Annotated in this window: 18 protein-coding genes, 3 tRNA genes and 1 pseudogene; 13 read left to right on the top strand and 9 right to left on the bottom strand. The window is 53.5% G+C overall.

Annotated features, from left to right (window positions below):
• Window positions 1–56 precede the first annotated feature (56 nt).
• From gacA to PMI25_RS17690, 8 genes and pseudogenes are all read left to right on the top strand, one after another.
• Window positions 57–698 (top strand): response regulator transcription factor GacA, encoded by a 642-nt coding sequence (gene gacA, locus PMI25_RS17720; RefSeq protein ID WP_024012761.1) that lies wholly within the window; start codon window positions 57–59, stop codon window positions 696–698.
• Window positions 699–700: 2 nt separating this feature from the next.
• Window positions 701–2524, top strand: coding sequence for an excinuclease ABC subunit UvrC (uvrC, locus tag PMI25_RS17715; protein ID WP_007965086.1), 1824 nt, complete (start codon window positions 701–703; stop codon window positions 2522–2524).
• Window positions 2525–2556: 32 nt separating this feature from the next.
• Window positions 2557–3117 (top strand): CDP-diacylglycerol--glycerol-3-phosphate 3-phosphatidyltransferase, encoded by a 561-nt coding sequence (pgsA, locus tag PMI25_RS17710; protein ID WP_007965084.1) that lies wholly within the window; start codon window positions 2557–2559, stop codon window positions 3115–3117.
• Between the two features lie 60 nt (window positions 3118–3177).
• A tRNA-Gly gene (locus tag PMI25_RS17705) sits at window positions 3178–3253 on the top strand.
• A 45-nt stretch (window positions 3254–3298) separates the two neighbouring features.
• Window positions 3299–3372: transfer RNA gene (locus PMI25_RS17700), tRNA-Cys, on the top strand.
• Window positions 3373–3739: 367 nt separating this feature from the next.
• On the top strand, window positions 3740–5161 hold the full coding sequence (locus PMI25_RS17695) for a carbohydrate binding domain-containing protein (protein WP_007965081.1): 1422 nt from the start codon (window positions 3740–3742) through the stop codon (window positions 5159–5161).
• Between the two features lie 136 nt (window positions 5162–5297).
• A pseudogene (locus PMI25_RS29940) lies at window positions 5298–5418 on the top strand (transposase); the annotation flags it as partial.
• Between the two features lie 481 nt (window positions 5419–5899).
• Window positions 5900–5986: transfer RNA gene (locus PMI25_RS17690), tRNA-Leu, on the top strand.
• An 82-nt stretch (window positions 5987–6068) separates the two neighbouring features.
• Here the strand turns inward: PMI25_RS17690 and PMI25_RS17685 are convergent.
• The 6 genes from PMI25_RS17685 to PMI25_RS17660 all read right to left on the bottom strand — a co-directional run bounded on the left by PMI25_RS17685 (window position 6069) and on the right by PMI25_RS17660 (window position 9065).
• Window positions 6069–7100, bottom strand: coding sequence for a tyrosine-type recombinase/integrase (locus PMI25_RS17685; protein WP_007965079.1), 1032 nt, complete (start codon window positions 7098–7100; stop codon window positions 6069–6071).
• 1 nt (window position 7101) lies between these two features.
• Entirely contained in the window at window positions 7102–7308 is a 207-nt protein-coding gene (locus PMI25_RS17680) for a DUF4224 domain-containing protein (RefSeq protein WP_045122094.1), read from the bottom strand.
• A 36-nt stretch (window positions 7309–7344) separates the two neighbouring features.
• Window positions 7345–7695 (bottom strand): hypothetical protein, encoded by a 351-nt coding sequence (locus PMI25_RS17675; protein WP_007965077.1) that lies wholly within the window; start codon window positions 7693–7695, stop codon window positions 7345–7347.
• A gap of 83 nt (window positions 7696–7778) precedes the next feature.
• On the bottom strand, window positions 7779–8096 hold the full coding sequence (locus PMI25_RS17670; RefSeq protein ID WP_007965074.1) for a hypothetical protein: 318 nt from the start codon (window positions 8094–8096) through the stop codon (window positions 7779–7781).
• Window positions 8093–8428, bottom strand: coding sequence for a hypothetical protein (locus PMI25_RS17665; protein ID WP_007965073.1), 336 nt, complete (start codon window positions 8426–8428; stop codon window positions 8093–8095). Before PMI25_RS17665 ends, PMI25_RS17670 begins: the two co-directional genes overlap by 4 nt.
• A 49-nt stretch (window positions 8429–8477) precedes the next feature.
• Window positions 8478–9065 carry a hypothetical protein gene (locus PMI25_RS17660; protein WP_007965071.1) on the bottom strand — a complete coding sequence of 196 codons (588 nt, stop codon included), beginning with the start codon at window positions 9063–9065 and terminating at the stop codon, window positions 8478–8480.
• Between the two features lie 166 nt (window positions 9066–9231).
• On the opposite strand from PMI25_RS17660, the gene PMI25_RS29395 reads away from it, so the two are divergent.
• Window positions 9232–9984, top strand: coding sequence for a hypothetical protein (locus PMI25_RS29395; protein WP_160165322.1), 753 nt, complete (start codon window positions 9232–9234; stop codon window positions 9982–9984).
• Window positions 9985–10158: 174 nt separating this feature from the next.
• Here the strand turns inward: PMI25_RS29395 and PMI25_RS29685 are convergent, their stop codons facing one another.
• On the bottom strand, window positions 10159–10449 hold the full coding sequence (locus PMI25_RS29685) for a hypothetical protein (RefSeq protein WP_238547086.1): 291 nt from the start codon (window positions 10447–10449) through the stop codon (window positions 10159–10161).
• Complete coding sequence (locus tag PMI25_RS29680; protein WP_007965067.1) at window positions 10419–10688, bottom strand: hypothetical protein; 270 nt, start codon at window positions 10686–10688, stop codon at window positions 10419–10421. The genes PMI25_RS29685 and PMI25_RS29680 overlap by 31 nt, the downstream gene beginning before the upstream one ends.
• 117 nt (window positions 10689–10805) lie before the next feature.
• On the opposite strand from PMI25_RS29680, the gene PMI25_RS28185 reads away from it, so the two are divergent.
• Complete coding sequence (locus PMI25_RS28185) at window positions 10806–11345, top strand: MltR family transcriptional regulator (protein ID WP_007965064.1); 540 nt, start codon at window positions 10806–10808, stop codon at window positions 11343–11345.
• Window positions 11346–11415: 70 nt separating this feature from the next.
• Here the strand turns inward: PMI25_RS28185 and PMI25_RS17645 are convergent, their stop codons facing one another.
• Window positions 11416–12195, bottom strand: coding sequence for a DUF2786 domain-containing protein (locus PMI25_RS17645; RefSeq protein WP_007965063.1), 780 nt, complete (start codon window positions 12193–12195; stop codon window positions 11416–11418).
• A 48-nt stretch (window positions 12196–12243) separates the two neighbouring features.
• On the opposite strand from PMI25_RS17645, the gene PMI25_RS17640 reads away from it, so the two are divergent.
• From PMI25_RS17640 to PMI25_RS17630, 3 genes are all read left to right on the top strand, one after another.
• The gene (locus tag PMI25_RS17640) at window positions 12244–12663 is read left to right on the top strand and encodes a hypothetical protein (protein WP_007965060.1); all 420 of its coding nucleotides are present in this window, start codon (window positions 12244–12246) and stop codon (window positions 12661–12663) included.
• Window positions 12664–12736: 73 nt separating this feature from the next.
• Complete coding sequence (locus PMI25_RS17635; protein WP_007965058.1) at window positions 12737–13393, top strand: hypothetical protein; 657 nt, start codon at window positions 12737–12739, stop codon at window positions 13391–13393.
• A 196-nt stretch (window positions 13394–13589) separates the two neighbouring features.
• On the top strand, window positions 13590–14237 hold the full coding sequence (locus PMI25_RS17630) for a hypothetical protein (protein ID WP_007965056.1): 648 nt from the start codon (window positions 13590–13592) through the stop codon (window positions 14235–14237).
• The last annotated feature ends 18 nt before the right edge of the window (window positions 14238–14255 follow it).

Here is a 14255-nt window from a genome sequence, read left to right as displayed (position 1 = left end):
GCACTTTTTGCTAAGGTGTCCGGCATCCCAATAAGACCATATCGCGAGGTGTCTGCTTGATTAGGGTGCTAGTGGTCGATGACCATGATCTCGTTCGTACAGGCATTACACGTATGCTGGCCGATATCGATGGCTTGCAGGTGGTTGGACAGGCCGAGTCCGGGGAAGAATCCCTGATCAAGGCTCGTGAGTTGAAACCCGATGTGGTCCTGATGGACGTCAAGATGCCCGGTATCGGTGGTCTCGAGGCCACGCGCAAACTGTTGCGCAGTCATCCGGATATCAAGGTTGTCGCTGTCACGGTGTGTGAGGAGGATCCGTTTCCTACACGTCTGTTGCAGGCAGGCGCCGCCGGCTACCTGACCAAGGGCGCTGGATTGCCGGAAATGGTTCAGGCGATCCGCCTGGTATTTGCCGGGCAACGTTACATCAGCCCGCAGATTGCCCAGCAACTGGCGATCAAATCGTTCCAGCCAACCAACGATTCACCTTTCGATGCCTTGTCTGAACGGGAAATCCAGATAGCCTTGATGATTGTCGGCTGCCAGAAAGTGCAGATCATCTCCGACAAACTTTGTCTGTCGCCGAAAACGGTGAACACTTACCGCTACCGAATCTTCGAAAAACTGTCGATCAGCAGCGACGTAGAGCTGACGCTGTTGGCAGTACGCCACGGCATGGTTGATGCCAGCGCCTGATCATGACTGAAGCATTCGATTCCGGCGCCTTTCTGGCGACAGTCAGTGGGCGTCCCGGCGTCTATCGCATGTTCGACAGCGATGCGCGCCTGCTGTACGTCGGCAAGGCCAAGAACCTCAAGAAACGCCTTGCCAGCTATTTTCGCAAGACCGGGCTGGCGCCGAAAACCGCTGCGCTGGTCGGGCGTATCGCGCAGGTCGAAACGACCATTACCGCCAACGAAACCGAGGCGTTGCTGCTTGAACAGACGCTGATCAAGGAGTGGCGGCCGCCGTACAACATTCTGTTGCGCGACGATAAGTCCTATCCCTATGTCTTTCTGTCTGACGGCCAATTCCCTCGTCTGAGCATCCACCGTGGCGCGAAGAAGGCCAAGGGCAAGTATTTCGGCCCGTACCCGAGCGCCGGGGCGATTCGCGAAAGCCTCAGCCTCTTGCAAAAGACCTTTTTCGTCCGTCAGTGCGAAGACAGCTATTACAAAAATCGCACGCGCCCGTGTCTTCAATATCAGATCAAGCGTTGCAAGGCGCCTTGTGTCGGCCTGGTCGAGCCTGAGGTCTACGCCGAGGATGTACGCCATTCGGTGATGTTTCTCGAGGGGCGCAGTCACGCTCTGACCAATGAGCTGTCAACCGCGATGGAAGAGGCGGCGATCAATCTGGAATTCGAGCGCGCCGCCGAGTTGCGTGACCAGATTGCCTTGCTGCGCCGGGTCCAGGATCAGCAAAGCATGGAAGGCGGCACGGGCGACATTGATGTCATTGCAGCCTTCGTCAACCCGGGCGGCGCTTGTGTCCATCTGATCAGCGTGCGTGGCGGTCGTGTATTGGGCAGCAAGAACTTCTTTCCGCAGGTTGGTATCGAGGAGGAAGTTGCCGAAGTCATGGCGGCGTTTCTCGGTCAGTACTACATCAGCAGCCCGGAGCGCGACCTGCCCAGCGAGTTGATCGTCAATGTGGTACCGGAAGACGCCACAGCCCTGATCGAAGCCATCCACGAGTTGCGCGGTCGTGAACTGACCATCAGCCTTCGGGTGCGTGGCACACGGGCGCGCTGGCAGCAGTTGGCGGTCACCAATGCCGAGCAAGCGCTGGGCGCACGCCTGGCCAACCGTCAACACACGGCAGCGCGCTTCGATGCGCTGGCTGAAGTGCTGAATCTGGATGAGCCGCCACAGCGTCTTGAGTGCTATGACATCAGTCATTCCAGTGGTGAGGCCACCGTCGCTTCCTGTGTCGTGTTCGGCCCGGAAGGCGCAATCAAGTCCGACTATCGTCGCTACAACATTGAAGGTGTTACGGCGGGCGATGACTATGCGGCCATGCACCAGGCGTTGACTCGGCGCTTCAGCAAACTGAAGGACGGGGAGGGCAAGCTGCCGGACATTCTGCTGGTCGACGGCGGCAAAGGTCAGTTGTCGATGGCCCGTGACGTGCTCAATGAATTGGCGGTGCCGGATCTTATCCTGCTGGGTGTGGCCAAGGGCGCAACACGCAAGGCCGGCTTCGAAACTTTGTATCTTAATGATGCCGCCCATGAGTTCACCCTGCGCGGTGACTCACCGGCACTGCACCTGATTCAGCAGATACGTGACGAAGCTCACCGCTTCGCAATTACCGGCCACCGTGCGCGGCGCGGCAAGACCCGCCGCACCTCGACGCTGGAAGGCGTTGCGGGTGTCGGGCCGACCCGGCGTCGGGACTTGTTGAAACATTTTGGTGGATTGCAGGAGCTGTCTCGTGCAAGCATCGAAGAGATCGCCAAAGCACCGGGGATCAGTAAAAAGCTCGCAGAGTCGATTTATGCAAACCTGCATAGCGAGTAGAATGCCAACTCACCTCGTAGCCAGTTGTGCCGATGAATATCCCTAATCTGATTACCGTTCTCCGCGTCCTGCTCATCCCGATCTTCATTTTGTTGTTTTACCTGCCTTACCAGTGGAGCTACATGGCCTCCGCCTCGGTATTCGCCTTTGCGGCGGCAACTGACTGGCTGGATGGCTATCTGGCCCGCCGCCTGGAACAAAGTACGCCGTTTGGCGCATTCCTCGATCCGGTTGCCGACAAGCTGATGGTGGCGGTCGCCCTGGTATTACTGGTGCAGGAACACGGCAACTTGTGGCTGACACTTCCCGCAGCCGTCATCATCGGCCGCGAGATTGTCGTGTCGGCCTTGCGTGAATGGATGGCCGAACTGGGTGCCCGCGCTCATGTAGCAGTGTCCAATCTCGGCAAGTGGAAAACCGCAGCGCAGATGCTGGCGCTGGTGATCCTGCTGGCCAATCCCCGCGACTTCAGCTTCTGGGTCTTGCTGGGTTACTCCTTGCTGATGATCTCGGCAGGCCTGACATTGTGGTCGATGGTTCAATACCTGCGTGCCGCCTGGCCGCATCTGAAAACCGACGTTGAAAAGAAATAAAACTTTTTTGAATCAAAGGGTTGACGGGGCATCTGAAATCTATAGAATGCGCCACACCAAGCGGGAATAGCTCAGTTGGTAGAGCACGACCTTGCCAAGGTCGGGGTCGCGAGTTCGAGTCTCGTTTCCCGCTCCAGTTTGTACGCGGTTGTTGTTGTGCTACTAAACAGCGATCGTTTGAGGCCGAGTAGCAAAATGGTTATGCAGTGGATTGCAAATCCACCTACGCCGGTTCGATTCCGACCTCGGCCTCCACTATAAACAGCCCCGTAGATCAATGATCTACGGGGTTTTTTATTGCCTGCGAAAAAGTGGGGTGTTCCGCAATTCTTGAGGGTGTTCCGCAACCTATCGTACTGGCTACGTGGTTTTATTGGGGCTTTAGGTTTTTTCGTGGTGCTGCTGAGTTAACGTCAGGTGGCTGTCAAGAAACGATTTCAGAATGAAATACGTTGCTGCTACAAGCGAGCCCTTGAACCTGACGTTATCTAACAATTTCAATTAAAGGGTTGTGCAACTACGTCGCTGGCCTAATCTAATTTGCGCGTTCGGGTTCATAGTGATGCAGCTGAGCGATAGCCCGGAAGAGGAAGGAAATTTTAATTTTTCAAGGAGCGTGCAAGTGACCACCACTGATAATACGAAAAAGGTCGACCTAGTCTTTTTAATTGACTCTAGTAACTCAATGAAGGATGAAGCATCCGCGCTCAGTGCAAGGCTCAATGCGGCAATCGAGGAGGCAAGTAAAGCTTGTCCTTCGGATTTACGTGTTGAGTTTCTTGGTATTGAGGGTACTTTTGGCAATTCAAAATTTGATAAGAGCGCACGTAGCTATCTTACCGGGACGCTTGGGGTCGACGACGGTAAGATCAAAGGCCGAAAAGCCAGTGCCGTCGGTAATCCAGCACAGGAGGATGTAGCGCCGGCTGCCGAAGACATCATCAAATATTTCGACTGGCGCAAAGGAGCGGAAAGAAATCTCTTCGTATTGGGAGATGAAAGCTTGTACGGCGGAGAGATGGTACTGAATGCAGAGCGCATTAAAGCTTGTGATGATGCCATCGACACCGCACTGGCCCATACTGTTAAGGTTCACTCCTATCTGGGAACTCCGCACCATACTCTGCCTTACCCTCCACCTGCTGATGAAGAGGCCATGGTTAAGGAGTACAAGCGTCTCGCATTACGCACCGGCGGTGAACATTATATTTACACCAAAGGCATTGCTGATTTCTCCCAAGTACTGAAAAACGCTATCTGCGCCAGCAAGGTACCCCATCAGGAAAGTGTCGAAGAGAAGAAAGAAGAGGCCGATAAGTTGGAAGGTAAAGATCCTGTCGATAAGCCAGATAATACCGCTTCAGGAAATAGTAATCTCTGCGAGCAACTCCCCGAGATTGTCAAAGCGGTTAATACGTTGGCCGACGTACTGAAAGGTCTGGTTGAGTCCTGCGCCCCGAGCAGCAAAGGAGAAAAACACGCTTGTCGTTGTCATGAACATGATGCGAAAAAAGACACTGGGAATAACAGTGCTGAGCAACCTGGGAATAGTAACTCCGGGGTGGAAGAGCAGCCCCAGGTATCTGAATTCGTCGATAAAACGATGTTTACTGATGGCAACTGGAACCACTGGGAAGCCGGGCCCGTCGGACATGACTGTCAACTTGTCGATTACGCGAAGCAAAAAACTAAAGGTCTTTATTTTAAAACAGCTGCGAACAAAGCGCATGCCGGCACTATCCTGAAGAAAACTCTGGTTGGATTGGAACCAGGGCAAGAGTATTCGTTTCTGATCCGCGCCAAGCGGGTGATCGGGAAGTTTAGTACACCAAAGCTCTCATTGAGCGTTGACGGTAAAGACATCAGTGGCGTGGTAGAGCTGATAACTACAGATGAGTGGGTGACAATAACAGGGAACTTCACCGCGGGAGCGGGGCCGACAAATCTGGAGGTGATCAGTCATGAAAATGACAGCAATGGCAATGATTACCATGTGGGACGCCTGGTGATTGCCAATCCTGGAAACCCGGCTTTAGACATTTGAATATGGGGCCACAGATCTGTGGCCTCTTCTCTCTTGCCTCCCACCCTGATCGCCAGTAAATCGCACGTACTGTGCAGTGCTCTAATGAAACCGGACACCCATTTAGGCGAGAATGCTCGCCATTTGGAGGTGTCTGATGACCAAGCAACGTCGTTCCTTTTGCTGAATTCAACGCGAGGCCGCAGGCCTCGTGCTTGATCAGGGCTATAGCCACGTCGAAGCCTGCCGTTCGCTCGGGGTTGTCGAGTCGTCCAGTTGTCGAGTCCGCATTGCGCCGCTGGGTCATCAGGAAACAGGGTTGAAAATGGGTTCAAGCTACCAGGTAGATAGCTATCAACCGAGCCAGGAGTTTACCTGTCTCGCGATTGGTGGGGCGTGAAAAGATTTCCGCAACGATATTTCCCTTTGGATGGGACGCACCCTAGAAGGCTTCAGAAATCAGTAGCTTGCGCAACAAAATGCGTGCTAACCTATTGATCTACTTAGCTTTGTAGCGTGGATCGCAAATCCGCCTACGCCGGTTCGATTCCGACCTCGGCCTCCACTATAAACAAGCTCCGTAGATCCATGATTTACGGAGCTTTTTTATTTTCAGTGCGCTGCAAGATTTAGTCTTGAAATCAGCCACTGTGACCTTGCTTCACCGGGACGTGATGTATATATTTCCCGCTCTGCTTCAAAGGCTCAACACAGACAGATTCTCTGGTCGACTGATTTGAGCACTACAACAGCGCTACCGCCCGAATGGCGAAACTGGTAGACGCATGGGACTTAAAATCCCCCGCTCGTAAGGGCGTGCCGGTTCGATTCCGGCTTCGGGCACCATCTAAAATCAAGGGTTTGCGGGCGAAAGCTGAGGCAAACCCTTGTTTGTTTCCGGTCCGCAATTTTGGACTTGGTCCGCAATTCACTTGGTAGGCATGACCTTTTTGCCCTTTCGATTGCGGATGTACTGTTCGGTCATTACTACGGTGGTATGCCCAAGTTGATCCTTCGCTTGCATGATGTCGCCGCTCGATTCAGCCTTATCAGTGCCAGCCTTGGCGCGTAAATCACGCATTTGAAACTCGGCCTTTTCAACGCCCGCTGTCTCCCTGGCCACATCAAATCTCCTGCGCAACATTGCCTCCGTCATCGGAGTGCCGTCTTCTGCCACGATCAGCCGCGTCGAGCGGACTTTGTGTCCGGACTTCCGGGCCATGATTCGATCAATCAAAACTTTCAGCTCACCGGTTACCTCAATCCGTCGTTTGGCCTTCGTTTTCCCCTGGAGCACCCAGATTTGGCCGTCGCGCACGTCTCGTTCATCCATGAGCCGCGTGTCCGTCACTCGCTGCCCGGTCAAATAGGCCAAGTCCATGGCATCGCGCAGTCCAGCGTCAGCCTTGTCGTGCACCCGCTTGAATAGTTCATCCTCGACGTAGGTGTCCCGGCCGGTTTCTTTGTTGCCTTTGATGCCGGAGCACGGGTTGGCCAGCGACGTGTAGCCTTTGTCACGGGCGTAGTTCCAAATGGCGCTTAGCAGAGCCTTCTCCCGATTTGCGCGAACAGGTGCGGATTTTCGCCACGTCAAATACTGGCGGACATGAAGGGGTTCGATGGTTTCAAGCGGCGCCGGCGGATCATCGAAGAAGGCCATCAGGTTCTTCAGCTCACGCACGTTGTCTTTCTGGGTGCTTTCCGCCTTGGTCGGCACTACCTCGATCATGTACTTCTCCGCCACGTAGCGAAACGTGACGACCTTGGCGACCAGCTCAACTGCGGTTCGATCACGTTCCAGCTTGGCGTATTCCATAATCGCCAAGCCGTAATCGCTGCCCAGCGCAATTTCCTTGCGGTCTTTTCCACCCAGCTCGTAGTAATAATAGATCCGGCCACTTGCCTTTTTGCGTTCCCGCAGCCGGGCGATTGACCCCGGCTTCGTCGGTCTTCTTCCCATTTCAACTGGCCTTTCTTGGCGTCCATACAGGTTTTTCAGGTTCGTGCGATCCCACGGCGGTAACTGCCAAAGCGGTCACCGCTGGCCACCCGCTGCGCTTGATTGAGTGGCGGATTCCATTTTTCTTCAGGTTCAAGATCTGTCCAGCCTTTGTTCGCGCGCCGGTCAGCTCGCAAACCTCCTCGTGCGATAAAAATTGAATGTTCATGAGCTATCCATTGCCGCGCGTGGCGGCAGAAGGTGGTTATTCGGTTTTGGTGGGGAACCACTCGGTCTCGTACTCGAACTGAGTTACTCGCCGCGGCTCGATGTGCGGGATGGATTGCTTGAATTCGTGGACTGAACCAACTCCACCGCCGAAATCCTTTGCCTCTCTCACGAACACGTCGTTGTAGATCCGCAGCAGGTGTTCGGCGGCATCGGCGAACGCCTCCTCGCGGTAGAAGCCATCTATCGTGATGCCGTCAACGACCAGCCAGACCGTCCGGCGCGGGCCGTGCTCTGCCTTGTCGATCTTGTCGGCCATCTTCTGCCGGGCATAGCGGAGCTGATCCAGCGAAAGCTGGTCGATCCATTCATCGGTGCCGACCCGCATGATGTGGCCATATTCACACTTGAGTTAGGCATACGAATTCCTCGCCCGCCGTAAACCGGCACGCTGTTGAGTTGGGGGAGGGGTTACTGCTGGATCAGTTCGGCGGGGACTTTGACCATGGCGCCGCGCTTGGCGAAGACCACGGCGCGGAACACTGCGATGGTTCGGGTTTCGCCGGGCTGGCGGTTGAACGGCTCGTTTTTCGCGTCGGCCAGCCACGGTTGCCGGTGGCCAACATCGACCCAGACGCCGTACTTCGTGATCAGTTGCTCGGCGTCGGGCAAGGCGAAGAGATCCAGCTGACCGGCGACGGGCTGCTGATCACCCTCGATCGCGTTGATTGCCCAGTCCAGCGCCGGGCCGGTCAGTTCCTCGGTGCGGACGCTGACCAAGCGGTTCATGGCTTCCAGCGCCTGCCCACGCGAAATACCATCATCAAGTTGTGATGCAATGGCGCCTTGAGCACGTGGTCGTAGAACTCACCCTTTCCAGAGATGAACCCGGTAGGCACCTTGCATTTTGCTGACCCGAATTCTCGCCAGCATTCTTCGCCGCCGTTTTTGTCCCAGTAGGCGCGCTCGCGCTTCGAGATCTCATCGTAGGTTTTATAAAGGGCGTCGGAATCTGGAATATCACAGATCCGGCGCCATGCCGGATTGCGCTTGCACCAGTCGGCGGCATGCTGAGCGGCTTGATCGACAGAATAAAATTCTTTGCTGGTTTGTTCGTTCATCGCCACGGCCGCCTGTAGATCAGGTAGGCCATGTAGAGCGGGGCGAAGATCATGGCGCGGCCCTCGCTGCGATAACCTCATCGATGAGCGATTGCGGCAGCCGTGCGGCGAACTCACCCTCCGACCACGATAGCGGCTGTGACTGGCGGATCATCTCGTTCAGCAGATCGAACGCTGCGAGCAGCTGGTCATCGTTGATCTCGCCGTCCTCCGGCAGGTCGTCGCAGAAATGGTCCGCCGGGTCGATTTCACTCGGATAGTTCGGCTCACAGATGCAGAGCTGCAGGTCGGCCATGTCGATATCGCTGTCGACAAGGTAGTCGCGCAGATCGTCTTCATCGAAAAAGTACCGGTCACCATCAAAGATAACCAGCGGCTCGCCGGCCCAGTCCTTGATCGGCATAGCCGCAAATTTTGCTTGGAGCCGGGCGTGGCGGCATTCATTGCAGGAACTGCTCACTTCATAGATCGGGTGTTCAGGATTCACGTCGCAGCGGCGATGAGTAGCGCCGCAGTAGCGGGCAAGGTTTTCGTCGGCGCCGAAAAAACGACCGTCAGCGGAAACCCAACCGGTTACCGTTTTGAGGCTGGCCGCTTCCGGGGCGTCGTACATGATTATTGGCTTTTGTGCAGGCATGACTTCGTCCTTGCCGCTATAGCGGCTGACTTTGAAGGGGGAGGGAGATACTGCGGGGTGATGGTGAGTATGATACGGTCGATGCGCTTGAACTCGGCAAGCATCAGGGCGCCAGCTTTTACTAGTTAACGAGCTGGAGTCGACAGCTTCTAGAGAGCTTCATCGTTTGAATTGGATGGTGGATAATGCCAAAAACCACTTTTTGGAGTTTTGTATGGCAGGGAATAATGAATGGTCAATTTTCTTGGAGAATCTTGGCAAGGTAGCCGCTTGTTCTGTCGTTCTGGTTGGCGTTTCTTTTTGTGCTGGATACTTTTCCCTAAAGGGCTATCTGAACTCATTAGGGGCTAGTTGGTTCTTAGGGTTTTACGGTGCCACCGAGTTTGTAGTTGGTGGTATTTGGTATGCTGCTTTTTTGTTTTTTGGTATGGTTTTAGTGCTGCTTATCGCCAATCTGAGTTGGTTGTCTCAGTTGTGTTTAAGGATTGCTAGTTTTACTTTAGGAACGTTAGTGGTGGTAATTGGGCTTGTACTTATTATGGGTTTCGGTCGGCAGGAAGCCATGTCGTATCTTGGCACTACGTGGGCTTTTGCCTTGATTACATTGGTTTGTGCGATAAATATATCTGTTGCCGTTCATGATCAAAGTGGTGGCACTCCGTATTACAGACTTCTTGGGCTGCTGTCTGGTAGTAGCTTTCTTATCTGCATTGTAGTGGTTATTCCGTTGATTAATGGAGATTCGTCTGCTCAGCTCTTGCGCAACAAAGATTCTAAGGTCACGAGCTACGTTTATAAGGTAGAGGGCGAAAAAAAATTTATTCTGGTTTCAGCTGGCGGTGGAAAGATGCTTGTAGTTGACAATGACATGACAATATTTAGCGTCGTTGACCCGTCTACTATCTGGGGGGTCAGATAAAGAGTGTAATATCTGCGAGATTGTAGATCGCTTTCGTTGCAGTCCATCAAGGCGACGATGTCGAGGCGCATGAAGTCGCTCCAGTTGCCGCCGTCTGGGCTTAATTCTGCGGGGTTGATTACGATGTGGGCAGTGCGCGCAAATTGCTCGTGATGGTGTGAAAGGCTGGGAAGTTCAGCTCGACACCTGCCGCGACTCTTCTTGGTGCAGCGCCTGCTGTACCGCGAGGATGATTCGCTCGAGGTGTTCGTAATCGGGATTTGGCTCGGTGGCGTCATCCGCCGAGTGCCACCATTCATCGCCAAAGAGCTTTCTCATCAGCGGGTAAAGTGCGCCGGCCAGGTAGTCAATGGACGTCGCCTCCCGGATATCTTCAGCCTCGTCGAACAGCTCGCGTGCTTCTTCCTGATCGAGATGCCCATGTCGGCGATCTTTTAGCAGTGCGGTATGTGCCTTGTTTGCCAAGGCGTGCCACTGAACTGACGCGACCTCATCGCTTGATCGAAGTAGCCGATGATGTAACTGGTGTTCAGCTCACAGAAGAACTGGCCGAAGCTCAGCCCGTCCCACATGCCTCCCCAGTAGGCCGTCCAGCTCTTACCCCAGCAACTGACGGTGATCTTGCCTTTGCACCGAGTCAAGTCTTCGAGGAACACGGTGATGGGGTCGAGGTTCCGCGCGCCGGTGATCACCAGCTTGGTCACAGTCGAGCGCTCAACCCGCAGCGGCTCGACCGGTTTATTTTGATTGGGTATGGAGATGCCTTCTTAAACAATGTGATCTAATATTAGTGCTTTAGTATTTTTTTTGGTGTGAAAAGTATGGAAAATCCAGTTGAGCTGACAAAAATAGATCCATTGTTAGAAGAGTCAGATCGGGGCAGTGTCATAGTTGCGGCCGCAATACTCGATAATCTACTCGCTCGCTACCTTTCATTAGTAATGAAAAAGAATGGGCTATCGAATAGATATTCGGTGAAAATACTAGATGGTAACGGAGCGTTGGGATCGTTTTCTGCAAGGGCTCAGATCGCTCGCGGGTTCGCGTTAATAAGTGAGGATACGTTTCACGATCTTATGGTAATCAGAAAGCTTCGAAATGAGTTTGCTCATGTTCATATGCACTGTTCTTTTTCTGATAGAAAAGTTATGGCGCAAATTCAGTCAATGCGTTTTTATCAGGCGCGCAATGATCATGAAAGAGAAAAGGGAGAGATTTCAGTTGGGGACTTGATTGGCGATTCAGCGTATTTTAAGCATGTATTTTGCTTAATAATTAAAGATATTCATATTAGTATATTAGAAGCTCAGTGTAAGTATTTCAATATTAAATTTGATCATTTGGGACCTTGGCCGCGGTAGTGAAATCACGCGGCTTTAAATTTGGCTTCGGTGATTCGCTGGGCGGCCAACGGTGGTACTGCGTCGCCCGTCAGACGCTTGCGGATAGGCCGAGAATCTCGTCGCCGCCGCGCGCGATGCCGGCGTGCAGCTCTACTTTGCTGCCGGCGAGCTTCCCGGCAATTTGGGCGTTCATATCCAGCTCGACGCCCTTTCTTTTCCGTGACTCTCTGATGTCTTGTGTGGCGAGGAATTCGCTGATCAAAGCCTTGTCTTGCGCTTGAATCGCAACGAGCCCTTGCCCAGTGCTGGACTGTCCGGCCGGATCATCATCACCTTGGGGCACGAGCGCTTTCAGCTTCGATTGAACCTCCCAGACCCAAGCCAGTGCAAAGTGATCGCCGGCGGTTTCTGCTGAGTATTCACTGCGTCGAATCCCAGACCTGACCGCTGAGCAGTATTCCTTGCGCGCCTGGGTGAGCTTTCTGTGCAAAGACTCATACGCATACAAGGCGATGTTCTGAGCAGGAGAAACGCCGACGAATGTCGCGCACTCGATCACTTGGCCTTTTGCAGGGCTCCACTTCCTGCGGCGCAGGGTCGTGCAGTTGAATGCATTCGCTACGGCGATGCTCAGTTGCTGATCCCATGCCGGCCTGCGCTTGGCGCGGTGCAGGTCCGACTCGACTTCGCCGACATCGCTCAACTTCACATCCATTTCGGTCAAGCGGTACTCGCGCATCAGTGCCTGCGCCTGCCGCAAAGCCGTGGCGGCTTCGTTCTCGTTGGCGCTCTGGGCCAGTGCCAGGCAGTGCTTGATCTTGCGGATCGCGCGCTCGAGTTTCTTTTCGTCGATCTGTTGTGCGGACATAGGGGATCCTCGCCGGTATATTTCAACCATCGTTGAAGGAGCTGATTGATGACAGTTTGGGATTGGATTAAGGAATACAACGGCACGATCGCGATCTTCGTGTCACTGATCACCGGAGGGCTCGCGCTCTATCACTACATTTCGATAAAAAAATCAGAAGAGGCAGCGAGGAGATTCACCACGTATCACAAGATGATTCAGGATTTGAACATTGGTGAAGATGGCGAGGCTCAATACATTGATCGGCAGATGGCAATCGTCTATGAAATGCGGAATTTTCCGGAGTATTTTCCTGCAACATTGCGACTGCTAAATCGCTCACTGCCACGATGGCGGCTTTCTGCTGTGGGAAGCAACCCACTGTCGCCGAACCTTTTAGCCGAGGAGGCGGTTCTTACCATAAGGTACATCAAGCGTCGTATGGATGAGCGCAGCTACCTCTGCATACCGGAGGAAGATAGGCTTTAGCGCGCCGGCTGGCGTGATTCGTAGAAGTGGGGTATTTGTGTTCGGCCCGGCATGGAGCCGGAAGGAGAGTTACATGCCGTCTGCGTTTAGGTATTCAGGCCAGAAATACAACGATGCTTTGCTCGCTCTCGGAAGCGTCAGAATCGGTACTCTCCACGACTTCCGAAAAACTGAGCACAAGCAGGGAATTGCAGACGTCAATGAGGGGAAAAAGCTTGTCTCACATTACATCGCTCACTCGACAGGCAAAGATGTTGGAAGCATTCATTTGGATGCGTTAAAGAAGTTCAGGGCAATCGATTTAGGTGGGGCAACAAACGTTACTCTTAGAAACATTTGCGTCTCTCAAGGGTTCGATCACCCTGACTGCTTTGTCCATTGCACTTCAGTGAAGTATTCATTCGACGTATTGAGGCAGTTTGGTGGTGCTGATTCCTGCGTTGAAATTTCTGACCTGGCAGGTTTTTACCAGCGCTTAACTGAAACCCTGAACTCCATCGTTCCAGTACAGTTTCTCACTCTTTCCCAAGTCCAATACATGAAGCGCCACGAGGACTGGAATGGTAGAAACTGGGGAATTCATCCTGCACTGATCAAAGAGCCTGAATTCATCAGGCAGGTTGAGTTAAGAGCGATTTGGATACCAAAGTTTTCAGGAAATATTTCGCCCATTGTGATTAATGACACGGGCTTGCTGAGGTTTTGTCGCGCGAGGGAGGCTCCAAGATGAAGGCGACATCACTCATCTAAGCCTAAGCGAAGCGCCTCGCGATCGTGGGCGAGTTTCAGTTTCCGCGATACGTTTTCCGGTATCACGTATTTGTTTCGCGGCCTTCCGGCCCGTGTTCGGGCGCCGCCCTCCGTGACCGGTGGTGGCATATTGGTGTGGTATGAGAGAGCATCAGGGGTTTCAAGGGAGGCTCTGTATGGATCTGTGCTTGACGTTGACGGAAGTGCAATGGGGGCTAACCAAGGATGTCGCTGCAGTTGTAGGTTCGATAGCCAGCCTCGTCGCTGTAGCAGCAGCGATTGTTTTTGGATGGCTTGGACTTAAAACGTGGAAGCGGCAGTTGCGAGGCACCACGAACCATGAGCTGTCTCGCAAGCTGCTGGTCGCAATTTATACGTATGAAACGACACTGAACGCCGCCAGAGACATCGGGTTAAGTTCAGATGAGCTAAGCGAGGATGATGCTTCCAAAATAGCTAGCCAAACGGGAGAATCCAACCGTTTTGCTTTTACCTATTCTGTCTATCGAACTAGGTTGAAATCCATTGAGGCCTCTCTGGTGCCAGTTCGCGCCCATCTTTTGGAAGCTCGGGCCCTTTGGGGAGCAGAGCTGGAAGGCCTTGTGGCTGAGCTGATAAAAATGAAGGATGAGTGGTGGAACGTTGCGAGGCGATATTCATCAGCAATGAACCCTGCGGAGGACTCCGAAACAAGGGAGCTCTATGCTATAGCCTGGACACAGAACAGGGGCGTCCTGTACGAAAGCGACCAAAACAACGAGTTTTGGGATCGGTTCCAGCAGCATTTGTCCAGGGTGGAAGCCTATCTCCGTACGAAGCTCTAGTCATAAGCTATGACGTGT

The organism is Pseudomonas sp. GM30 (assembly GCF_000282275.2).
Classification (GTDB): Bacteria; Pseudomonadota; Gammaproteobacteria; order Pseudomonadales; family Pseudomonadaceae; genus Aquipseudomonas.
This window is presented reverse-complemented; position numbering and strand designations above follow the sequence as displayed.